At 67.0% G+C, this 22,493-nt stretch carries 17 protein-coding genes; 4 read left to right on the top strand and 13 right to left on the bottom strand.

The features are described from left to right. Positions 1-8: 8 nt before the first annotated feature. Positions 9-260 carry an acyl carrier protein gene (locus tag BW991_RS16005; RefSeq protein ID WP_076603111.1) on the top strand — a complete coding sequence of 84 codons (252 nt, stop codon included), beginning with the start codon at positions 9-11 and terminating at the stop codon, positions 258-260. Positions 261-366: 106 nt separating this feature from the next. Here BW991_RS16005 and BW991_RS16000 read toward each other — a convergent pair whose 3' ends face one another. The 10 genes from BW991_RS16000 to BW991_RS15955 form a co-directional block, all read right to left on the bottom strand. Further along, positions 367-747: an Hsp20/alpha crystallin family protein gene (locus BW991_RS16000; protein WP_076603110.1), complete on the bottom strand. Its 381-nt coding sequence runs from the start codon at positions 745-747 to the stop codon at positions 367-369. A 13-nt stretch (positions 748-760) separates the two neighbouring features. Next, positions 761-1,201 (bottom strand): Hsp20/alpha crystallin family protein, encoded by a 441-nt coding sequence (locus tag BW991_RS15995; RefSeq protein ID WP_076603109.1) that lies wholly within the window; start codon positions 1,199-1,201, stop codon positions 761-763. Positions 1,202-1,352: 151 nt separating this feature from the next. Then, on the bottom strand, positions 1,353-1,922 hold the full coding sequence (locus BW991_RS15990; protein WP_076603108.1) for a carbonic anhydrase: 570 nt from the start codon (positions 1,920-1,922) through the stop codon (positions 1,353-1,355). A 316-nt stretch (positions 1,923-2,238) separates the two neighbouring features. Continuing rightward, complete coding sequence (locus BW991_RS15985) at positions 2,239-8,100, bottom strand: DUF7379 domain-containing protein (protein ID WP_084205115.1); 5,862 nt, start codon at positions 8,098-8,100, stop codon at positions 2,239-2,241. Between the two features lie 62 nt (positions 8,101-8,162). Further along, positions 8,163-8,957, bottom strand: a complete 795-nt coding sequence (locus BW991_RS15980) for a caspase family protein (protein ID WP_076603107.1) — start codon at positions 8,955-8,957, stop codon at positions 8,163-8,165. Between the two features lie 203 nt (positions 8,958-9,160). Further along, positions 9,161-10,111: a chitosanase gene (locus BW991_RS15975; RefSeq protein ID WP_076603106.1), complete on the bottom strand. Its 951-nt coding sequence runs from the start codon at positions 10,109-10,111 to the stop codon at positions 9,161-9,163. A gap of 53 nt (positions 10,112-10,164) precedes the next feature. Then, positions 10,165-14,208 carry an EAL domain-containing protein gene (locus BW991_RS15970; RefSeq protein ID WP_076603105.1) on the bottom strand — a complete coding sequence of 1,348 codons (4,044 nt, stop codon included), beginning with the start codon at positions 14,206-14,208 and terminating at the stop codon, positions 10,165-10,167. A 157-nt stretch (positions 14,209-14,365) separates the two neighbouring features. Next, a complete protein-coding gene (locus BW991_RS15965; protein ID WP_088179622.1) occupies positions 14,366-14,800 on the bottom strand; it encodes a DUF302 domain-containing protein in 435 nt (144 codons plus the stop codon). Positions 14,801-14,907: 107 nt separating this feature from the next. Further along, positions 14,908-17,097 carry a TonB-dependent receptor family protein gene (locus BW991_RS15960; protein ID WP_076603103.1) on the bottom strand — a complete coding sequence of 730 codons (2,190 nt, stop codon included), beginning with the start codon at positions 17,095-17,097 and terminating at the stop codon, positions 14,908-14,910. Between the two features lie 158 nt (positions 17,098-17,255). After that, positions 17,256-17,585, bottom strand: coding sequence for a hypothetical protein (locus BW991_RS15955; RefSeq protein WP_076603102.1), 330 nt, complete (start codon positions 17,583-17,585; stop codon positions 17,256-17,258). 294 nt (positions 17,586-17,879) lie between these two features. Between BW991_RS15955 and BW991_RS15950 the strand changes: the two genes are divergently transcribed. From BW991_RS15950 to BW991_RS15940, 3 genes are read left to right on the top strand one after another with little or no spacing between them, the layout of a single operon-like run. Beyond that, the gene (locus BW991_RS15950) at positions 17,880-19,454 is read left to right on the top strand and encodes an ATP-binding protein (protein WP_244551724.1); all 1,575 of its coding nucleotides are present in this window, start codon (positions 17,880-17,882) and stop codon (positions 19,452-19,454) included. Next, the gene (locus BW991_RS15945; protein ID WP_076603100.1) at positions 19,451-20,146 is read left to right on the top strand and encodes a response regulator; all 696 of its coding nucleotides are present in this window, start codon (positions 19,451-19,453) and stop codon (positions 20,144-20,146) included. The genes BW991_RS15950 and BW991_RS15945 overlap by 4 nt, the downstream gene beginning before the upstream one ends. A 49-nt stretch (positions 20,147-20,195) precedes the next feature. Beyond that, positions 20,196-20,972, top strand: coding sequence for a ferredoxin--NADP reductase (locus BW991_RS15940; protein ID WP_076603099.1), 777 nt, complete (start codon positions 20,196-20,198; stop codon positions 20,970-20,972). A 76-nt stretch (positions 20,973-21,048) separates the two neighbouring features. Here the strand turns inward: BW991_RS15940 and BW991_RS15935 are convergent, their stop codons facing one another. The 3 genes from BW991_RS15935 to BW991_RS15925 all read right to left on the bottom strand — a co-directional run bounded on the left by BW991_RS15935 (position 21,049) and on the right by BW991_RS15925 (position 22,485). Beyond that, positions 21,049-21,612 (bottom strand): cation efflux transmembrane domain-containing protein, encoded by a 564-nt coding sequence (locus BW991_RS15935; protein ID WP_244551727.1) that lies wholly within the window; start codon positions 21,610-21,612, stop codon positions 21,049-21,051. A 98-nt stretch (positions 21,613-21,710) separates the two neighbouring features. Next, positions 21,711-22,172 (bottom strand): ferritin-like domain-containing protein, encoded by a 462-nt coding sequence (locus tag BW991_RS15930; RefSeq protein WP_076603097.1) that lies wholly within the window; start codon positions 22,170-22,172, stop codon positions 21,711-21,713. A gap of 25 nt (positions 22,173-22,197) precedes the next feature. Next, complete coding sequence (locus BW991_RS15925) at positions 22,198-22,485, bottom strand: ferredoxin family protein (RefSeq protein ID WP_076603096.1); 288 nt, start codon at positions 22,483-22,485, stop codon at positions 22,198-22,200. Positions 22,486-22,493: the final 8 nt, after the last annotated feature.

The raw sequence follows: 22,493 nt of genomic DNA, 5'->3' as shown, positions 1-22,493 counted from the left end.
GGAAAGCGATGGCAGAGAAATATCCGCAACTGCGCGCGAACGTGATCGCGATCCTGCGCAGCATCGCGCCCGAGGTCGAGGCGGACGAGCTGCGCGACGACCGCCCGCTGCGCCAGCAGGTCGACCTCGATTCGATGGACTGGCTCAACTTCCTGATCGGGATCAGCGAACAGTTGAAGGTGAGCATCCCCGAGGCGGACTATGGCCGCCTCGTGACGCTGGGGAACCTGCTCGACTACCTGCGCGCGAAGCTCGGTTAGCGCCGTCCCGACATGACGCCGGCCGGAGCCGGGCGATTGCTCGCCCGGGACGGGCCGGCGTTGCGTGGGGAAGCCTTCGTGGGGGGAAGCCTTCGCGGGAGCCGCCTTACGTCACGGCGATTTCGATCTTGCGCGGCTGCGCATGTTCGGCCTTCGGGATGCGCAGCTTCAGTGCGCCCTGGTTGAACTCGGCCGAGACCTTGTTCGCATCGAGTTCCTTCGACAGCGTGAACATGCGGCGGTAGCGCGGCAGGTTCACTTCGGCATGGGACGATTCCATGCCCTCGGGCACATCGAGGCTGACCTCGCCCTCGATCGTCAGCGTGTCGCCTTCGATCTGCAGGTTCAGCTTGTCCTTCGGCACGCCCGGCAGGTCGGCGTACAGGGTGATCCCGCCCGCATCCTCGATGACGTCGACGGGCGGCAGTAGTGCCATGTCGCTGGCCGGGGCTTCGGGTTTGCGGGTGACGTTGGTGTTGTCGCTCATGTCCGGTTCCTCCTCACTCGATGCTGATGCGACGCGGCTGGGCGGCCTGCCGGCGCTGGACGCTGACGTGCAGTACGCCATCGCGGTACTTCGCGCTCACGCCGTTGGGGTCGGCGTCGTCGGACAGGGTCACGACGCGGCGGAAACGTCCGGAGAAGCGCTCGTCGATATGCACCGTGGCATTGGCTTCCTTGGGCGGCATCAGGCTTGCGCGTTCGCCGGCGATCGTCAGCACGCCCTTTTCGAGCTGCACGTCGATCGCCGCGGGGTCGATGCCGGGCGCAAAGGCGTAGATCTCGACGGAATGCGGCGTGTTGCCGACGTTCATCGCGGGAAAACCGCCGCGCGCGAGACCGCGGATGCTGGGGGAGAACTCGTACGACTGCTGCATCTCGCGCTGAAGACGATCGAGTTCGGACAGCAGGTCGCGGGGAAACACTGATCGGTAGAACATCATGATCCTCCTTCGGACAGGGACGGGCGCTCGCCTGCAACACCCATGTCTCCGGATATAGAGGCGGTCGGCAGGACTTCAAGTCCACATGCCGCGACGCATATGCGGAGGAAGGAGGAGGGAAGCCGCGTCGCGGCTCCCCGGGAGCAGGTCAGGCGAAGTTGCCGAGCGTCTCGACCGAGCCATCCAGCGCCATCAGCAGGGTCTCGACGCCGAGGCCGGGATGCTTGTCCTTGATGGCGGCGGCGAGGCGTTCGAGGTGGTCGCGGTGTACCGTGGCTTCGCGCATGGGATCCGGCGCCAGGTCTTCGCCGAGGATCGCCTTGTAGGCGCCGCAGTCGCGGTGGTCCATGACGACGACCTTCTGCACGGCATGGAGTTCGATCGCGACGGCGAGGTGATCCCAGAAGGTGCGGTTCCACGCGGGGTACTTGTCGGTCAGGGCGCCGAGCGAGGCGCCCGCCAGCACGATGTGATCGTACTTGTGCGTGAGGCCGCGGTTCGCCATGTATTGCTCGACGCTGTCCATCAGGCGGAAGTCCATGCAGGTGAGCAGCAGGATGTCGGTGTGGCCGCCGGCGAGCGCGGGGCGGCTCTCCGAGACGGTTCCCAGCAGGGCGACGCCGGCAGCGAGCGTGGCGCGCGTGAGAAAGTTGCGACGGGCACCGGAGTGATTTTCGCCCGGGGCGTGCTTGCAGTTGCAGTGGTCGTGAGTGTCCATTGTTCGACGTTCTTTTGATGGAGTTTGGATGGAGGCGGGCGAAATGGTATACCGCAGCAAACTTCTGCAATATGCATTAAAAATATTTAATGTGGATTGGGGAATATCGCCAATTCATTGATGCAAAAGGCTTGTTACGAGCACTGGATAATGCCCACGGTATAATCGGGCAGGCGCCGGCGCGGCGTTTGCGGGTGAGCCCGATTCGGGACGACGACGAGGCGCAGGCGACGAAATGCCGTTCGCCCCGAGCCTGCCGAAGCCCTGCGCTGGGCTTTCGGCGAAACTGGGGGAACGGAGGTGTCGGCGCCCCGCCTTATGAAGGTTTGGCGCGATGCGACCGCGCGGGGGCGCGTTTGCGCGGGGCGCTCGCGGCTGGCGTCGGAGATGCTGCGGGCGTCGTCGGGGAGGGGGCCGGCGGCGGCAACCCGGGGCAGTCCTGCTGGCCGAGGCTGCGTGCCAACTCGCCCAGCACGCGGGCGTGCATCGCATCGCCGGGGTGGTCGCGCAGGGCGGCCAGACGCGCGAGCAGGCAGATCTGCTTGACGACGGAGTCGAACTTGCGCGCGCTGCGCGGCACGTTGGCGATCGCCTGCTCGTAGAGGCCGGCGAGCTTCGGGCCGTCGTCGGCACCGATTCCCGCGAGCAGCAGTGCGGCGAGCTCGGCGTCGGCCGGTTTCACCGCGTCGAAGAAGTCGCCGCTGCGCGCGAACAGTGCGCGCGCAGCCTCGGCGCACATGGTCGCTTGTTCGGTCGCGCGCTTGCGCGCGGCGTCGTCGTCGCCTTCGAGGAGCAGCCAGTCGAGTTGCAGGCGGTTGATCATGAGGTAGGGATCGAAGCCCGCATCGCCCGGCGTGCCCTCGGCGCCGGCGTACGCCTCGCGTGCGCGCGCCAGCACCGTGCGCACGCGAGGCCAGTCGACGTTCTGCGCGGCGAGCACGGCCGCCTCGCGCTTGAGGGCGCTGCCGAGCAGGGCGCTGCGTTCGGCGTTCGACGGCATGGGGGTCGTGCCGGGCGGCATCGGCTTCGCCAGCGCGATGAGGCTGTCGAGGCGGGCGATGGCCGACTTGATCAGGGTCGCGTCGCCCCGCGCCTCGCCCATGCGCGCTTCGAGATTGGCGAGCTGCTCGATGATGCGCACGGGCACGCGTCCGCTGCGGTCTTCGCCGGCGAGCGCGAGGCAATAGGCGGTGCAGGCGCGTTCGAAGCCTTCGCTGCCGAGCTCCGCCCAGGTCGCGCCGATGACGGCCTGCACTTCGGGCAGATCCGTCCACGCGGCCGGGACTTGCGCGAGGACGGCCGCGATATGGCGCCCCACGTCGGCGACGCTGCGCGCCCGGTGCGACAGGTCGACGCGCAGGCGGGCGAAGGTGTCCATGAGGTCGACGGGCGAGACGATGTTGGTGGGGACCCGCGCCTTGCTGTCGTCGGCAGGGGCTTCCAGCATGTAGTGCGGATCGCCGTAGGCCTGGTAGGCGCCCCAGGTGTTGTACTGCGGAAACTGCTCCCATGCGCTCTTGCGGGCGGTGAACACGGCCTGGCCGAAGGGTTTGCCGTCGCGCACGAAGCTCTCGAAGAAGCTCGTCGCGAAGAGGCGGGCGGCCTCGTCATTTACCTGCCAGCCGGCCGCGACGACGCAGCGCACGCCGATCTCGATCAGTTCGCATGCGATGCTGTAGGCGAGGCGGTTCGCCGTGTCGGGCGCCGCCGTCATCGCGCCGAGGTGGCAGCAGTTGAGGAACACGAGTTCGGGCACGACTTCGAGCTGCGACACCTCGGCGGCGGTGAGCAGCATGCCGTCGGACAGGACGACGCCGGTGCGCTGCGTGCCGTCGCGCGCCGTGGCCTCGAACACGCCGTGGGCTGCGACGACGAGCACCTTGCACGGCTGGCGGAAGAGGCGTGCGAACACGTCGAGCGCCTCGATGCCTTCGCCGTAGCTGACGTCGTAGCCGCACTCGCCGAGCAGGTCGCGGATCGCCGCGCCTTCGGCCGCCGCGCCGGGCAGATCGGCCAGATGGTCGTCCGGCGCTGCGGGCAGCGTTCGCGCAGGATCGCCGAACTGGGCGTAATAGCCGTGGGTGGACGGGTTGGCGATCACGCATGCGACCTTGCGCGTGATGCTGAGCGGGTTGCGGCGGAAGCGGGCGGAGGCGAACTGGCGCACGATCGCCGTGTTGAGTGCCATCGGCTGCTCGTCGGCCTGCAGCATCTCCCACGGCAGGTTCGCGGTGTAGCTGTCGACGACGAGGACGAGCTGTTCGGCCTCGCGTGCGGCCGCCTTGAAATCCAGCGGCACCATCAGCTGGAACAGCGTGCGCGACAGGTCGGCGTTGTAATGGTCCTGGGTGATCGCGTTGCGCACCAGTGCCTCGACGAGTCCGGGCTGGCGCTGGTGCAGGACGCTTTCGGCACGCGCGCGTTCGGACAGGAAGACGTACTTCAGCCGTGCGGCGATCGCCCGGCTGCCGCCCGCCGGGGGCTGCGCACTGCCGTCCGCGGGGCCGTCGTCCGCGGTGACGAGCATGCGCGGCCAGTAGCCGAACGGGGCGAACACCGACAGGCGCGGGCGGGCGCCTTCGCCCTCGTTGAGCTGCTCGGCGACTTCGATGCGCGCCTCCAGGCGGCGCAGGTCGCCGGCCATGCGCGCGGGCAGCTGGCGCACCGCGCGCGCGGCGCTGATCGCGGTGTCCATGAACAGTTCGATCAGTTCCAGGCGCGCGACCCGCAGCCGCGCGAGCGGCATCGCCTCGGCGAACTGGCGGTTGGCGGCGAGCACGCCGCGCACGATGGATTCGATGGAGTCGTCGACGCTGATGTGGGCAGTGGAGTTGTAGCCGATCAGCAGGCTCGCGAGCGTGAGCTCGGTGTCGCCCTCGTCCCCGCCACCCCCGCCCTCGGTGCCCTGGCGGTCGTGCGAATGGAGCAGGTAGCGCAGGACGCCGGCACGCACGGTCTCGGCGATGTCGGTGGCGGACAGCTGACCGAATCGACCCAGGCCGACGATCACGGCGCCGCGCCCGGTTCCGCGCAGGCGGTCTTCCCGGTTGCGCGCCTGCAGCACGATGGCCGCCGAGCCGATCTCGCCCGCATAGACGCCGAGCCGTTCGCGCTGGCGCAGGGCGCCGTCGACCAGTGCGTCGTTGATTGCGGCCTCGGCACCGGCGATCCCGTCGCCCTGGTAGTGGCCGCACAGGATCGGCTGGCGCGCGAAGCGCAGGTCCATCGCGCTGACCGAGACCTGCAGCGGATGGATCGCCGACACCGGGCGGCGGCGGCGCGGACGGGTGCCGACGAGGCTGCAGACGAGTTCTTCCTCGGTCGGCAGCACGGGCGGCGGGGCGTCGTAGCTGGCGATCGGGGCGGCGGCGGCGCGCGTGGCGGGCAGGCGGCCGAGGCGGCTCGTGGTGCCGGTCTGCAGCAGGTCCGCGACGGCGGGGAAGTATTCCTCGGTGCCGGTCAGCGCGCCGTGATCGACCGGCATGTACCAGTGCTGCTCGGGCGGCAGGTTGTCGAGTCGCCCGGATGCCCAGCTCACCGAGCCGTCGCCCTGCGGCGTGCCGATCATCTTGATCTGGCCGCCTTCGAGCGTGGTGCCGCAGGGGGTGTTCTCGGCCTGGCCGAAGACGTAGGTCACGCGCTCGACCGGCTGCGGCGCGTCGTTGGTTGCGAGCGGCCCCTCCCACAGGCCGCGGGCGGCCGTGAGCGTGGCATTGCCGGGTTGTCCGGCGATGCCGTCGCCGAACCAGCGGTCGCGGTTGGCCTTGGCGGCGGACGGCCAGACGGGGGCGCGCAGCCAGTCGGCGTGCAGCGTCGGCCCGGCGTCGTCGAAACCGGGGCGTGGTAGCAGCTGCATCGCACCGGGGAAGCCCGCGACGATGTCGAGCACGCCCTGCATGCCGTGGCCGAGGTCCATGCGCGCGAGCTTGCGCATCGTGCCGGACTTGCCGAGCAGGGTCTCGACCATGAGGTGCGAGCCGTTGTTGGGCGTGCCCAGCATCACCAGGCGGCCGCCGGGGCGGCGCACGACCTCGGCCCACAGGTCGGGGTGGGTCGCGATCATCGTGCGGCACACGAGGCCGCCCATGCTGTGCGCGAGCAGGCGCACGGGCTGGTTGGGGTGCGTCTTCAGCGCCTTCTCAAGGGTGTCGGCGAGGCGTTCGGCTGCGCCATCCGGAGCGTGGATCGGCCTGCGCCAGTCGTAAGGGAAGCGGATGACCCAGTGCGTCGCTTCGAGATGCTCGGCGAGGTCGCCGTAGAACATGTCGAAGAGGGCTTCCTCGCGCACGTCGGCCCGGTCCATCGCAACCTTCGCGAGGCCGCCGGTTGCGAGGTCGAGGAAGTCGAACCACACGCGGTCGCCGTCGCCCGCCTTGCGTCCTTCCTTGCGCACCTCGAGGTGCGAACCCATGATGCCCGGCAGGAAGATCACGACCGGGCGGCTGTCCGGGCGCGGCGTCTCGCGCAGGGCGGCGCGGCTGGCGGCGCGATCGCGCGCCTCGGCGGCGCCGGGTTCGCGACGGCGGGCGATGGCGCTGAACGTGGGCAGGGCCGCCGGGTCGTTGCTCGTGAGCCAGTCGCGCAGCGCACTGCGGGTGTGGCGGTTGGCGAAGTAGCTGAAGTGATTGACCGAGGCGCCCTGGTCGAAGAGGTAGCGCGCCTCGTTGCGCATCGCGAGGCCGGCGTACATCGAGTCGGTGTCGACCACGAGGTCGTTGTCGTGGTTGTCGAACAGCATCCAGTCGGTGAACATCACCCCGAGGCGCTTGAGCACGCTGGTTTCCTGGATGTCGCCGCTGATGACGGCCATCGCGATGCCCTGCTTGCGCTGCGCGGTCGCGAGCAGCGTGCCCATCGGCGCGTCGGTGAGCATCGCCTCGATGCCGGGGACGAGACGCGCATCGACGCGCTTGTCGGCGATCTCCAGCACGATGCGCTTGAACGCCGACAGCACCGCGCCGCCGGCAGGGCCGGTCACGGCGCCGACGAGTCGGGCGGTCAGGCTCAGCAGCCCGGAAAGGAACAGGTCGAGGTTGTCCGAGAGCAGCGTCGTGCCGCGCGCGGGGCTGGCGACGCGCACGTAGCGTTCGATGCGGAAGTTCTTGTCCGCGAGCTCCTGGCGCAGTGCGCGCAGCGTGTCCTGCTCGCGCGCGGTGACGAGGTCGCGCAGGCGTTTTTCGCGCTCGGATTCGTCCGCGTTGGGTGGCGGGGCGTGGCGATAGGCGGCAATGGCGTCGTCGCTCAGGCCTGCGAGGCACAGCAGGTCGCCGACGAGACCGCCGCGCGAATGCGTGACGACGGACAGCCGGGCGCCGGCGGGCAGCGTGCGGGCGAGCTGTAGCGCGTTGTCGATCGGGCTTTCCGAGAAGGTGCGGTGTTCGAAGCCGAAGATGCGCTCGCCGAAGCGGCGTGCGAGCGGCTCCCAGTCGGCGGCGGCGCTGCCGGCGCGCAGATCCTTGAAGCTCCCGAGCGTGTGCGAGGCGGTGCCGTGGATGAAGAGCAGCGTCGGTGCGTCGCCGATCGCGGCGAGGCGCGGGTCGTTGGCGGTGCAGCGGTCGGCGCCCGCGAGGCCGTCGCCGTCGCGCCACTGATAGAGCCCCGGTTCACCCGCGAGGCGGCTTTCGATCGCCCACATCAGCGCCTTGGTCCCCAGCCACGACGCGCCGGGCGCGGCGAGATCCTCGTTGCGCTCGCCCAGCCAGTCCTGCAGCCATTCCAGCGCCTTGTCGCGCGCGACGTCGGCGATCGCGTCGTGCCCCAGGGTGAGGACCGACACGCCCGACCACAGCCAGTCCGGAATGCCGCGCGCGGCCGCAGCCGGGTCGTGCAGGGCGGCGAAGTCGATCGAGCCGTCGGCGCGCACGGCGTCGGGGCGCACCCGCGCGAGGTCTTCCCTGAGCTTGTCGGCGCGGATGAAGACGGTGGTGCCGTCGCCCGTCTCCAGTGCGAGCAGGCTATCCTCGCGCATGTGCGCGTCGCTCGTGGCAGTCGCGTCGCGCCCGGGCGCGGTCAGGGCGTAAGCGGTCTTCACCGCGACGACGCCGTCGAGGAAGGGATCGGGCGCCGCGGCGCCGGTCGCGCGCGTGCCGGCCTTCAGCGCGCCGGGCAGGGTGTCGGCCTCGCGCCGCATCCCCGGCAGGTGTAAGACGAGTTCACTCGGTTTGCGCGGTGCCGGCATCCGGGCCTCCTGCTGCGGTGGGGAAGGGGGCGCGCCGGCGATTCAAGGCCGGCGCGCGGGCGTCACGCGAAGACCTTGAAGCGGCGCGCAGTGCGGGTGCCGAAGATCTGCGGATCCTGCGGCAGGCGCGTGGAGGGCAGGTAGTTGCGGATTTCCTTGAACCAGTGCTCGTAGGTCGCCGTCGCGGGCAGGTTCTTCAGCGTTTTCAGCGCATAGAAGGTGAAGGCGCCGTTGGGGCGGCCGTTGAAGCTCGTGTCCCAGCTGAACTGGGTGTCGAGGCAGCCCGCGAGCAGCAGGTCGCCACCGGCGCGCGTGAAGCCGCCGGACAGCCGCGCCGGGCGCACCGTGTCGGCAGGCAGGGCGTCGCGCTTCATCCATACCGCGGGCGGCAGGAAGCGTGCGCGCGGCATGCCGGGGTCGAGATCGCTTTCGTCGCCGCGCGTGACGGTGCCGGAGTGGCAGCTGTCGGAGATGAGCATGATGCGCACGCCGCCGGCACGCTTGCTGAAGAGGTCGTGCAGCTCGTCGTCGAGCAGCGCATTGCCGCTGCCGATGTCCCACGGGCACAAGGCTTCGTCGCGGGCGTCGGGCTCGTCGCCGTCGGTGTCGGGCAGCCAGGTGCCGTGGCCGGAATAGGTGAGCACGATCGTGTCGCCCTTCGCCGCGCCCGTAATGAGGGTGTCGATGGCCTGCACCATCGCCGCCTTGGTCGCCGCGGAGTCGAGCAGGCGGGTCACCGAGAAGCCGCGTTCGGTGAGGGCGGCGGCCCAGTCGCTGGCGTCATTGACGCAGCCGGAGAGGTCGCTGTCGGTGCCGGGGTAGTTGTTGATGCCGATGCAGAGCGCGCGTCTTGCCATGAGATTCTCCTTCGGGTCCGGAGCATCCCCGCCTCCCGCGGCGGCACCTTGCCGGCCGCACGCCGGAGCGATGCGGACGGAATCGGGCGCAACCTTGCTGTCGGGGTATGCGCTGCCGCTCCCGGGACGGGGCGGTGTCGCGCATTTATTCTGTTTAATTATCTGTTTAGAGGCCGCTCACTTCTTTGTCAAACCGGTCTTCGTCAAACCGTCAGGTCGTCGAACGAGCACAGCCGTGCGACCTGTGCGATATCGGCGACGCCGGTGGTGGGGAGGCCGTTCTTCGCCTGCCAGGCCTTGATGCAGCGCGCGCTGGTCTGGCCGAAGAGGCCGTCGGCCTTGATGTCTACGCCGCGCAGCGACAGGCCCAGCTGGATGCGGCGCACGTCGAGCCCGCGCATGATCGGTGAGCCGACCGACAGCGGACGCGAACCCGGGGCCGGGCCGTCGAAACAGCCCGGGGGCAGGGCGGCCAGGGTCGCGGGCGAGATTTCGGCGCTGCGCACCACCAGCGGCAGCTCGAGGTTCCAGTAGCCCTGGTCGATCAGGCGCTGGAAGGCATCCATGCGATACACGGTGGGGCGCAGGTCGGCGCGCGCGTGGCCGCCGAGCCAGGCACGCCGCGTCGCGACGTAACCGGCGATCCATTTCCGTTCGCCCGCGTCGGCCACGCTGCCATGCGCGGCGTTGCAGCGGTCGCGCATCGCCTTCCACGCGCCGTGCACGAAGCTGTCATACACCACGGCGCAGCCGAGCGGTGAGGCGATGCCCTCGCGGGCGGCCGCGCGCATTGCCGGCTGCCAGTAGTTCTCGTCGAAGAAGGCGTCCTGCACGTCGCGCATCACCGCGTCGTCGGCGCTCGCGCGCAGGATGTTGTGCAGCGCGCCGTCGTTGTCCAGTGCGAGGTCGACGGTGTCGAAGCGCGGCAGGTAGCGGTCGAGCAGCGGTGCGAATTCGGCGCCGGGCGCGGTGCAATACTGGCGCAGCAGTTTGCCGAGATTGCCCGAGCCGAGCGTTGTCTGCGAGCGTCCGTAGGTGAGGTGGCCGCTGTCGCCGCGGATGATCGTGACCATGCCGTAGTCGCCGAGCACCTGTCCGGTCTCGAAAAGATTGACGATGCTCTCGGCGGTCTTCTTCTGCGTGGCGGTCAGCATGGGCTCGACTCCTGTCGTCGGGGAAACTCGCGGGGGATGGGAAGGGGCGGCGTTCAGCCGCCGGGGCCGCTCCGGTCGTCGAAACAGTCGATCAGCGCGATCACGAGGTCGCGCGACGCCGTGCGGAACTTCAGGCCGGCGAGCGCGCGCCGCGCCGAGGTCTGATAGCCATGGTTATAGTCGGCGACGATCTGCCCCGCCAGTTTGTGGAAGTCCTTGTGCATGCGAGCGAGATGCGCGAGGCGGTCGGCGGCCAGGGCATCGTTGCCGTCGATCCATTGGCCCAGCTGGCACAGGCTCACCGAGCTGGCTTCGGACTCCTCCAGCGCGTCGGCGACGGAGCGCCCGCTGATGTAGGCATTGAGCCGCTTGCGCCAGTTGAGGTGGGCCACGATGGCCTGTTTCAGGTCCAGACCGTGCCGCTTCCAGCCTTCCCGTTCCAGGAACGCAGCCAGGTCGGGCGAGCGTTCGCCAAGCAGCCGGCGCAGCCAGCCGTCGACGTCGAGGTCGTCGCGGCGCAGTGCCGTGAGCAAGCGGGACTCTTCAGGGCCGAGATCGTCGATCGAGGGCAGCAGGAAGTGCTTCCGCAGCATCGCCTCGAACTCCTCGGGCGGCAGCGGCTTGCCGATGAGGTAACCCTGCAGGAAGTCGCAGCCGAGTTCGCGCAGGAAGGTCACCTGCTCGTCGGTCTCGACGCCCTCCGCGGTGACGTGCAGTCCGAGGCTGTGGGCCATGTTGATGATGGCCTCGACGAGATGCGCGTCGTTGCGGTCGTCCGGGCAGTCATTGATGAAGCTGCGGTCGATCTTGACGATGTCGACGGGGAAGCGCTTGAGGTAGGACAGCGACGAGAAGCCGGTGCCGAAGTCGTCGAGCGCGTAGCCGATGCCCAGCGCCTTGATGTCGCGCATGCGCGCTTCCATCGATTCGCTGCCGCCCATCAGCACCGACTCGGTGATCTCGACCATGAGGCTGCCGCGATCCATGCCGAATTCGGTGAGCACGCCGGCGACCAGGTCGGGCAGCCCGGCTTCGCGGAACTGTACGCCGGACATGTTCACCGCCAGTCGCAGCGCTCCGTGTCCCTGTTCGCGCCAGGCCCGGGACTGGCGTGCGGCCTCGCGCAGCGCCCATTCGCCGATGCCGATGATGAGGCCGCTGTCCTCGGCCACGGGGATGAATTCCAGCGGCGACACCGGGCCGCGTTCGGGGTGGATCCAGCGGATCAGCGCCTCGGCGCCGACCAGTTCGCCGCTGTCGGCGTCGACGATGGGCTGGTAGTGCAGCGAGAAGGCCTGCTGTTCGAGCGCGGTGCGCAGGTCCGCCTCGAGCTTCAGGCGCGCGAGGGCGTCGCTCTGCATGTCGCGGGCGTAGAACTGGAAGCGGTTCTTGCCGGCCTGCTTGGACTTGTACATCGCGATGTCGGCGTTGCGGAACAGCGTCTGCACGTCCTCGCCGTCGTCCGGGTAAACGGTGATGCCGACGCTGCCCGACATGCGGTGCTGCATTCCGCCCAGCGAGAACGGATCGCGCAGCACGCTGACGATCTTCTCGGCGATTGCGTTCAGGTCGTCGGGCTCGGCGAGGTCGTGCACCACGATCGTGAACTCGTCGCCGCCGAAGCGTGCCACGGTGTCCTGCTCGCGCACGCAGAAGGTCAGGCGGCGCGCGACCTCGACCAGCAGTTCGTCGCCGGTGTCGTGCCCCAGCGTGTCGTTGATCCACTTGAAGCCGTCCAGGTCGAGGAACAGCAGTCCGACGTGGGTACGGTTGCGCCGCGCATGCGTCATCGCCTGATCGAGGCGGTCCTGCAGCAGACTGCGGTTGGCCAGGCCGGTCAGCAGGTCGAAGTTGGCCTGGCGCCAGATGGCCTCCTCCTGCTGCTTGCGCTGGGTGATGTCGTTGAACAGCGAGATGTAGCCGGTGACCGCGCCGCGGTCGTCGTAAATGGCAGAGATCGTCTGCCACTGCGGGTAGATCTCGCCGCTCTTGCGCCGGTTCCAGATCTCGGATTCCCAGCGCCCCTTCCGGGTCAGCGATTCCCACAAGTTGCTGTAATAGGTCTCGTCGTGGCGCCCCGAGGAGAGCATCGAAGGCCGGCGCCCTATCACCTCCTCGGCGGTGTAGCCGGTGATCGCGGTGAATGCCGGATTGACGGCCGTGATCACCGCATGTGCGTCGGTGGTCATGATCCCCTGGCTCGACGCGTTGAACACCACCATTGCCTGCTTCATGCGGGTCTCGATGCGCTTGCGCTCGGTGACGTCCTGCATGCTCAGCTGCAGCAGTGTGCGGTCGCGATGGCGGAAACTCATGCAGCGGATCTCGGCGTCCCACTCCTCGCCGTCCGGGCGACGGTTGCGCCACTCGAACGCGCTCACGCGCGCGTCCAGGCAGCGCGAGAGCTGGTCGTTGCCGGCCTCGCCCGAAGGACGCCCGTCCGGCTGCACCGGCGCGGCCAGGTCGAGCGGCGAGCGGCCGATCATGCTCTGCCGGTCCGGGTAGCCGCACAGGGCCGCCGCCGCGTCGTTGCAGTCGATGTAGCGGCGTGTGCCGGGGTCCAGGATCGCCTGCGCGATGTGCGAATGCTCGAACAGGGTCTTGTTGTACGACTCGCTGTCGACCAGCGCCTGCATCGCCTCCTTCGCCGCCGAAACGTCGTTCATCACGCCGACGAACTGCTGCGGCTCGCCGCCGGGGGCGAGGATGGGCGCGATGCGCAGGTCGCTCCAGTACAGCTCGCCGCTCTTGCGGCGGTTGAGGAGCTCGCCCTGCCAGCTCTCGCCGCGCAGGATCACTTTCCACAGGTCCGCATACACCTCGCGCGGCGTCCTGCCGGAGCGGAACAGCGCCGGCCTCTGCCCGAGGGCCTCGCGCGCAGGGTAGCCGGTGATGCGCGAGAACGCCGGGTTCGTGTATTCGATCGCCGAGGAGCGGTCGGTGATGATGATGCCCGAGGTGCTCGCATCGACTGCCACCTTGAACAGGCGCAACCGGTGCGCGGCGCGGCGGCGCTGTTCCAGCAGCACACCGGCCAGCACGATCAGTAGCATCGCAATGCTCTCGACGTGCATGTGCAGCAGCGTCGTCCAGCCCAGTGCGGAGCGATCGACCACGTGGTACACCGTCCATGGCGCATTCTTCAGGCGCACGCCTGCCAGCAGCCAGCCCTCGTGCTCGTGATATCCGGCTTTCGTGACGTCGACGAGCTGCGGAAGGTGGCCGGAGAGCTCGCGCGGCAGGGTGCGATCGACGAGGCGGACTTCGGAATCGCCCTGCTTGACGATTTCGGGATCGGCAATCAGCTGGCCCTGCTCGTTGGCGACGAACATCCGGCCGATCTCCATGCCGGGGCCGGCGAGGTAGCCGTTCAGGGTTGCGAGCGTGATGTCGAGCGCGATGATGGCACGGAACCGGTCAGCTGCGTCGTAGACGGGGGCCGTCAGCGAACTCATCATGCCCTTGCCCGCCTCGTCGACGTAGGCCTCGCTCCAGCGCAGCGCGCGATCCGGATTGTTCTCCGGCGCTGAGCGCGTGACGACCGGGTGCGTGAGCATCTCGTCGCGCCAGGTCAGGTACTTCCACTGCCCATCGAGCGGATAGATGCTGACGAAGCCCGAGCGCGACGTGTAATACACCCACGCCGCCTGCGGAACGTTTTCGCGGACGCGCTGGAATACCGGAATCAGGTGCAGCGCAACGTCGACCTCGCGTTCCATCGGCGGGGGAAAGGCCGCGGGATCGCCACGGCCGAAGACATACGCTCCGAGGCCGGGCGGCACGTCCTCGGGGACGTGCGTCGTCGCGAACAGGCCCGGTTCGGGAAACGCCGCGAACGCCTTGCGCAGCGGGTTGCGCGCATGGACGACCTCGTCGCGCAGCGCGCGTTCCGCCTCCACGCGCAGGATCGCGACGTGGTCGGTCGCGGATTTCGCCGTGGCGTCGAGCGCGCCGCTCATGGCCTGCAGGCTTTCGCCGGAAAGGCGCAGCGCCGCAGCGACGCGGAAGGACCACAACTCATAGAAGCCGAAGCCCGCGAGCCCGATCACTGCGGCGTACGCGATGAGCACGACCCGGTTGAGCTGCGGAGCTTTCACACGCCACCTGATTCGCTGGGGAGACGATCAATCCTTTTAAATCTAACGTATTACGGTGACGGGCGGATACCAAATGACGATCGGGCACCCAATTTCTCACGAATCCGGGTTCGGGGGACGTCTGTCGCCTGTCGCTATGGCGCCCGGCTGGCGGCGATCATTGCGTCAGGCCGGCGTTGTCGGCAGTGCGCCCGGTGATGCGGCGCAGCAGGGCGCGGGCGAACTCGCCGGCGGGCGACTTCAGCGCCGGCGGGCGTGTGGCCAGGAAGACCGTGCGCGGCTGGCTGGGCAGTGTGTACAGCGCCACGGTCATCGGGCACAGCGCGATGTTGCGCACATCCTCGGCGATCATGCGGCCCGAGACCTGCGCGCTGCAGAAGGAAAAGATCTCCGCCTCGCCGTAGAAGTCCGCGCGGTGGCCGAGATCCGGCGCCGTGCGCACGAGCATGTCGCCGAACGGGCTCACCGCCGGCGGCGCCAGCCCCTCGTCGACGAAGGCGTCGAGCAGTGCCGCGCGGGCGTCCGCGTAGGCGAGCGGATGCAGCTCGCGCACGACGATGTCGTCCGCGGCCCGCGTCCCGGTACCCGCCACGAGCAGGGCTGCGACAAAAAAAACGAGCCCCGCCCGAACGAGCCGGGCAGGGCGGAAGCGGTCGCCGTGACGGAGGAGGACGCCGCGAAGGAGGAGTGCGGGGCCGGTCAGAATCGGTAGCTCGTCTTGATGCCCGCGTACACGCTGCGGGTCGGGCCGGGTTCGTAGAAACGTTTGTTGCCGTCGCCGACGATCACCGACGCGACATGTTCCTTGTCGAAGAGGTTATCCACGCGCACCATCTCCTGGAAGGTCCAGTTCCCCGACCGCTGCTCGGCCGTCAGGCGCAGGTTAGCCAGCGTGTAACCCGGTGCGGCGCGCTCGACATTCGTGTCCTCGACGTAGATCTTGCTCCGGTGCAGAACCTCGACGGCGCTAGCCAGGCCTGCACGCGGCTTCCATTCCAGCTCGGCATAGGCGGAGAGCGCGGGGATGCCGGGGATGCGCTTGCCGTCTTTCACGAGTTTCTCGTTGGGCGATCGCCCGGTGATGAAATCCTCGTTGTAGATCGCGTGCAGTTGCGTCACCGACAGCCGTCCGCGCCAGTTGCGCGAAAACTCCGTATCGGCCGCGAACTCGATGCCTTGGCGCAGCGTCGAGCCCGCGTTCTTGAACACCGTGCGTCCGCCGGCAGCGGTGTCGACCACCAGCTCGTCCTTGGTGCGGATTTCGAACACGGCGACGTTCACGCGCGTGTTCTCGCCCACGAAGGCCTTGGCTCCGAGCTCGTACTGCTTGCTGGTCGCGGGCTTCAGGCCGAAGTTGAAACCGTCCGTCGAGCTCGTGCCGGAATAGGAGAGCTCCGTCAGCGTCGGCGTCTCGAAGCCGCGCGCCGCGCTCGCGTACAGGTTCACCACCGGACTCAGGTGATAGACGATGCCCAGCGCCGGCGTGGTCTTGCGATAGCGTATGTCGCCACTATCGTCGGGGTTGTTCGTCACGATGTACTTGTCGTCGACCTCGAACTTCACGTCGCTGTGGCGCAGTCCCGCCTGCAGTGTCCACTTGTCGAGCTTCCAGCTCGCCTGCACGTACGGGTCGACGCTGGTCACGGTGTCGGTCTCGTCGCGGCGCAGGGCACCTTTCACCCCGAATACATTGGGGTTGCTGGCAAGGAAGTTCTGATAGCCCTTGCGCGCATCCTCTGAGCGATCGTAGTCGATGCCGCCCGTGAGCGTCAGGTCTCCCGGACCAGCCGCAAGGGTATGGATCCAGCGCGCGCCGAGACCGTGGAAACTGCGGTCAAAGTCGATCACGCCGCCCGAATGGCGCGGTGCCAGCTGCGGTCCGCGCGGAATCGCCTGGTACTGGATCACGCTGCGCTCGCCAGCGTAGGCTGAAAGCTGCAGCCGCCCCGCGCCAAAACGCCGTTCGTACGTCGCGCCGCCCTGACGGTGGTCGATGCTCTTGCGTGTGTCGTAGCGTTCCGCGACCGTGCGCTTGGGCGTCTGCGTGTCGGTCTGGTCGATTTCCCCGTCGCGCGGATCGTCCTTGTAGGTCTCCCACCTGATCCCCAGCGGATCGTCCGTATCGTCCTGCCGCAGCGCATTCGCCACCAGCGTCAGCTTGCTGTCCTGATCCGGGCGGAACAGCAGCTTGCCGAAGAGCTGATCGCGGGTCGCGGCGCTGTGGTCGCGGTAGCCGTCGGTATCGAAGCGCGACGCGTCGACGACATAACCCACGCCGTTCTTTTCGCCTTCGGCGCCGATGTCCACCTTGGTCGTGCCCCACGAACCGCCCAGCACCCCGCCGCGCAGCGTCGGCGCACCCTTCGGGTCGCGCGAGAACAGTTGGATCACGCCCCCGGCATGGTTGCCATACACGGTGGAGAAGGGCCCGCGCATCACCTCGATGCGTTCGGCCGTGTCGAGGTTGAAGGTCGCCGCCTGGCCCTGTCCGTCCGGTGTGCTGGCCGGGATGCCGTCGGCGATCAGCTTCACCCCGCGTACGCCGAAGGCCGCCCGGCTGCCGAAGCCGCGTACCGAAATCTGCAGATCCTGCGCGTAGTTCTGGCGATTCTGCACCACCAGTCCCGGCACCCCCGCGAGCGCCTCGGACGCATTCACGCCGAGATTGCTCGCCTGCACCGCCTGCATATCCACCGCATCCACGGAGAAGGGCAGATCGAAGCTTTCGGCCTCGACGCGGCTGCCGGTGACGACCACCGGGTTCAGTATCGGAGCGGGCTCCGCGGCCCCCACGGCGGAGGCCCCCACACAGGCGAGCAGTGCCAGGGGAAGTGGTCGAAGCCGCGTGCGCGGGGAGGAGGCGGGAGATTTGCGGGTGGAAGCGAACATGATTCCGGATCCTGTCGGTTGGAGTACGCCGCGTGGGGCGTTTGTACCAACTTTACGGACCCGCGCACAGTCCCGCGTCCAAAAGTCCGCGGAATCGCACTACAGAAAATCATGAGGCCGCGCGCGGGAAACGCCGGTGCGCAAAGCCGCGCGCCGCCTCAACCGTGCCAGATCACCAAATACTTCTGCCGCCACCGCAAGGTGCGCCACCACCGTTCCCCGGCCTCGTAAAGCGCGACCCCGTCGGCGGACAAGGTGTAATAGTGCGCGCGCGTTCCTTCCTTCGCACACGGCACGATGTAGCCGTTGCGCTCCAGAAAGCCGAAGTAATGCACCGCCATCGGCGCGCCTTCGAGGTGCGTGAGGCAGGAGAGATCCCACAGGTGGATGAAAGGATGTCCTGCATGCATCGACCGCAACATCTGCAGCACATGCCAGCGATGCGGAAGGGGTTCGCGGCGAGGGGGGTCATCGGCACGCGGAAGCATCACACTCTCCAGGGTCTGCGTTTCCAGGGCAAGCCCGACAAGGCATCCGCTCGTTCCATGCGCCGACGTCGGCAGTGGAGCGGCAGCCGGCCGCATACCGCGTGCAGCCAACCAAGCCTCGCCTCGGACCGGCGCAAGCGACGCCGGGTGAGCCGTCATCCCGTTCGCCTGCCTGGCCGACAATTGATTTATAGCCCGCAGGATGCGGCTTGTCTTCGGGTCGGGAGTGGGGGGCCGTTCCGGCGTAGATGGAGGTGGTGTGCTCGGCCTCGACGGCCGCCGCTACGAGCAGCAATGAAACGGCCCAGTGCCGCGATGCAACAGCTCATTTATGGCATTTTTATACGCATCTTCATAGCATCGCAGCCTATGAATCTTCTGCCCAAACCCGTTTACTCTCCGGCCATGGCGGGACATCTTTGGGCGGTGCTGGTTATTTCTTCCGGTTCCTTGCTGCTCAGTCCGGCACGCGCTTTTCTCGACCTGTCCAACGTCGCGCTGCTGTACGTCCTGGCCGTCGTGATCATTGCCGTCAGATTCGGTCGCAGCCCGGCGATCGCGGCGGCACTTTTCGGGTCGCTGAGCTTTGCCTATGTTTTTGTGCCGCCACACTTTTCACTGGCGATCACCGAAACGCAGTATCTGCTGAGTGCCGTCATCATGCTGGTGGTGGCCATTCTGGTCGGCCACCTGACCTCCCGCCTAAAACAGCACGCGGACTTCGCCTCCCGAAAAACCGGCGAGAGTGCAGAACTTTACGGTTTCGCCCAAGCCCTGGCTGGTGCCTTGACCCGCGACGAGGTCATTCAATCGGCAAGCCGCTTCCTTGAGGCATCGGTGCAGGCGCAAGACATTCGAGTCATCACGCCGTCCGAAATGGATCAGGAGCTCGACCCGCTGACCAAACCGGCGTTGGTCAGGCAATGTGCCGAAAAGAAAATGTTCATTTCGAGCCCGACCCGCGACGGACATTCCTATGCTTATGTCTTGCTCAATGCCGCCAGCGGAACACAAGGGGTTTTGCGCTTCAAGACCGCCTTGGCCGGTGTCAGTTCCGACGCCGCCGTCGAATACATCGAAACCGCAGCTTCGGTGCTTGCCGTCGCCCTGGAACGCTCACACTTTGCCGAAATTGCCCGGGCCACCGAAATCAAGCACGCCGCAGAATCCTTGCGCAGCTCGGTTCTCTCTGCCCTGTCGCATGATCTGAGAACGCCGTTGACGGCGCTGGTCGGCATGGTTGACACGGTCGTCTTGGGCAAGGTTTCTCCCGAACGCCAGAAAACGGTGCTCGAAGCGATACGCAATCAGGCCCTGTCGATCAGCCGGCAGATGACCAATCTGCTTGAAATGGCGCGGCTCAGCGCGGGGAAACTGGAACTGAAAACCGCCTGGCAACCCGTCGATGAAGTCTTGGGGGCGACCTTGCAACAGGTAAGAGCCCAGTGGAAAGACCGTGAAATCACGGTCGATGTTTCGGCTGAGTTGCCGCCGATCAACATTGACGCCGTCCTGATCGAGCGCGTGCTGTGGAATTTGATCGAGAACGCGATCAAATACGCGCCGGCGGATACTCCGATCGAGATCGCCGCCAGGCAACTGGCCGGCGATGTCGAACTCTCGATCTGTGATTCAGGCCCCGGCATTCCCGCCGAAGCGATCGACAAGATATTCGACCTGTTCCAGCGCGGTCGCGTCGAGTCGGACGTACCGGGCATCGGACTTGGCCTGTCGATCGCCAAGACCATCGTCGAAGCACACGGCGGCAACATCACGGCACGGAACCGCTTCGGCGGCGGCAGCTGCTTCCGCATCCGCCTGCCGGTCGGTACCCCGCCCGACTTCGACGAAATGGAACTCCCGGTATGAGCGACAGCGGTATTGAAACCATTCTGGTCGTCGAAGACGAACGGCAGATCCGGGAAGCCGTGGTGACGGCGCTCGAATGCGAGGGCTTTGCCGTTTGTGAGGCGGCAACGGCCGGCCACGCGGCCGTGCAGGCCGCGTCAAGACTGCCCCATCTGGTCATCCTCGACCTCGGCCTGCCCGACCGGGACGGGGTGGACTTCATCCGCGACTATCGGACTTGGTCCGCGGTTCCCATCCTCGTGCTGTCGGCCCGCTCGGAAGAGGAAAGCAAGGTCGAAGCTCTCGACGCCGGCGCCGACGACTACCTGACCAAACCTTTCGGTGTCGCCGAGTTGCTGGCCCGCGTTCGCGCCCTGCTGCGCCGCCGGCCGACTGAGTTGCAGGGCGCCGCCCCGAAGATCGAATTCGGCGACTATGCCATTGACTGCGTCAATCGGGTGGTCACCCGCGCGGGTGTTCCGATCCACCTGACCCAGATCGAATATCGCCTGCTGGTCTATATGGCCGCCAATCCCGGCCGCGTGCTGACCCACCGCCACCTGCTGGCGCAGGTGTGGGGCGGTCAGGCGGTCGAGAACCATCAGTATCTCCGGGTCTATGTCGGACATCTGCGCCAGAAGATCGAAGACACGCCGACGCAACCGCGCTTCATCCTGACTGAAATCGGCGTCGGCTACCGCTTCGAATCATGAGCATTTCAGTTCCGCTGCTTTCTTCACCTTCCCCACGAAACCTTGAATCATGAGCAATCTACTGCAAGAAACTGTCCTCTCCGTCCATCATTGGAATGACGGTCTTTTTTCCTTCCGCACCACGCGTGACCCCGGCCTGCGTTTCATCAACGGCCAGTTCGTCATGATCGGCATCGAAGTCGATGGCAAGCCGCTGATGCGGGCCTACAGCATCGCCAGCGCCAACTACGAGGAACACCTCGAATTCTTCAGCATCAAGGTGCAGAACGGCCCGCTGACCTCGCGCCTGCAGCACCTGAAACCGGGCGACAAGCTGCTGGTCAGCAGGAAGCCGACCGGCACGCTGGTGCTGCGCGATCTGAAACCCGGCAAGCGGCTCTTCATGTTCGCCACCGGCACCGGACTGGCTCCCTTCATGAGCCTGGTCCACGATCCCGAAACCTACGAGCGTTTCGAGAAGGTCATCCTGATCCACGGTGTCCGCTGGACCAATGAGCTGGCCTATCACGACTACATCGAGCAGGATCTCAAGGATCACGAATATCTGGGCGACCTGATTCGCGAGAAGCTGGTCTATTACCCGACGGTGACCCGCGAACCCTTCCGCAACGAAGGCCGGCAGACCGACTTGATCATGTCGGGCAAGCTGTTCGAGGACATCGGCGACACGCCGCTCGACCCGGCAAGCGATCGCGGCATGATCTGCGGCAGCCCGGCGATGCTGAAGGAAATTTCCAAGATGCTCGACGGCTTCGGCTTCCACATTTCGCCGCACATCGGCGTGGCGGGCGACTACGTGATCGAGCGCGCCTTCGTCGAGCAATAAGCGGCGCCCCGGGCAAGCGCGCTCGGTTCCGCCGTTGGCGAACTAAGAATGCGGCGATCTGACCGATACTTGTCGGTCAGATCGTGCAGCTTCGATCGCCATCCAGCCCTCGCAATCCCCGGATCGCCTGCGACACCACGTAGAGCGCCGAGCGCAGAAAAATCGCCGCGATCACTGCGCCGACCGCGAAGTCCGGCCACATCGAACCGGTGAGCGCAACGCCAAACGAGGCCAGAATCACGCCGACGTTGGCGATGATGTCGTTGCGCGAGCAGAGCCAGACCGACTCCATGTTGATGTCGTCGCTGCGATGCCGGGTCAGCAGGATCAGGCAGGCGAGGTTGCCGGCCAGTGCGAACAATCCGAAGCCGCCGATCATCTCGGCCACCGGAACGATCGGCGCCAGCGCCCGATGGACCAAGGCCACCGTAACGGCAACACCGAAGCCGAGCATGATCAGTCCCTTGAGCAAGGCGGCGCCCAGCTTCCAGCGTTCGCTCCGAAACAGCACGTAGAGGCTGAAGGCATAGACCAGCGCATCGCCAAGGCTGTCCAGCGAATCGGCCATCAGGGAAGTCGACGATGCGACGATACCGGCGCTCAGTTCGATCAGAAACAGCATGAGGTTGATCGCCAGCACGATCCGCAAGGTGCGCCCCTGCCGGTTGCGCAGCGCGTCGAGCGCACAGCCTTTGTCGTGGCAACAGTTGGCCATTTTTCTGCTCCTCAATAAATCCGCTATCCCGGCACACCATAGCGCAGCACCCAGCGCTCAAGCTCGGCCACATGTTCGGCTTCTTCCTGCGTGAATTCGTCAGCGGCGGCCTTGACCCGAGGATTGGTGGTATTCGTCGCGATCATTGCATAAAAAGCGTGCCCGGCACGTTCACTTTCCAGCGCGAGCTGCAGCGCGTCCTCCACCCCCATCATGCCGTCCACCCCGCTCCAGGCGGCGGTCTCCGGGCTGGTGCCGTCAGGCCACTGGAACTCGTCGGGCTGGAGATCGGGGAGCGGACGAAAGCCGCTGCGAGCCGTGGCTTCGGCCAGGTGGCGGCGGGAAAACTCGGCCATTTGCTTGAAGAAGTCCTGCACCTCGGCGTTGCCGGCCGAGCGCATCTGCTCGGCCAGCTCCTCGAAACGGCGGGCAGCCTCGGCCTCGAGCCGAACGGCGTGGGCAAGAAAAACATGGATATCGTTCATTGAGCAGCGCCTGTTCCTGGATCAATCAGCCGAATTTGAAAAGAATGCCGAAGCCGCCGCGCGGCCAGTCCCATTCGACGTTGCGATGCGTGTCGCAGATGATTCGGCAGGTGCCGCATTCCAGACAGCCATCGGTAATCAGGACGATCTTGCCGTTGCCCTCGGCGACGTAGCAGCCGGCCGGACAGCAGGTGGCGCATTGCTGCTCGGGGCAACTATTGGTGCATAACTCGGGTTGCTTGATGCTGATGTGCGGCCGCCCGGCGTCGACCCGGTAACGGTTCTGAAACAGCTTCTGTTCGACCTTGATCATGACGTTCT

Origin of the sequence: Aromatoleum tolulyticum, assembly GCF_900156155.1 — a bacterium.
In the GTDB taxonomy this organism is placed as follows: Bacteria; Pseudomonadota; Gammaproteobacteria; order Burkholderiales; family Rhodocyclaceae; genus Aromatoleum; species Aromatoleum tolulyticum.
This window is presented reverse-complemented; position numbering and strand designations above follow the sequence as displayed.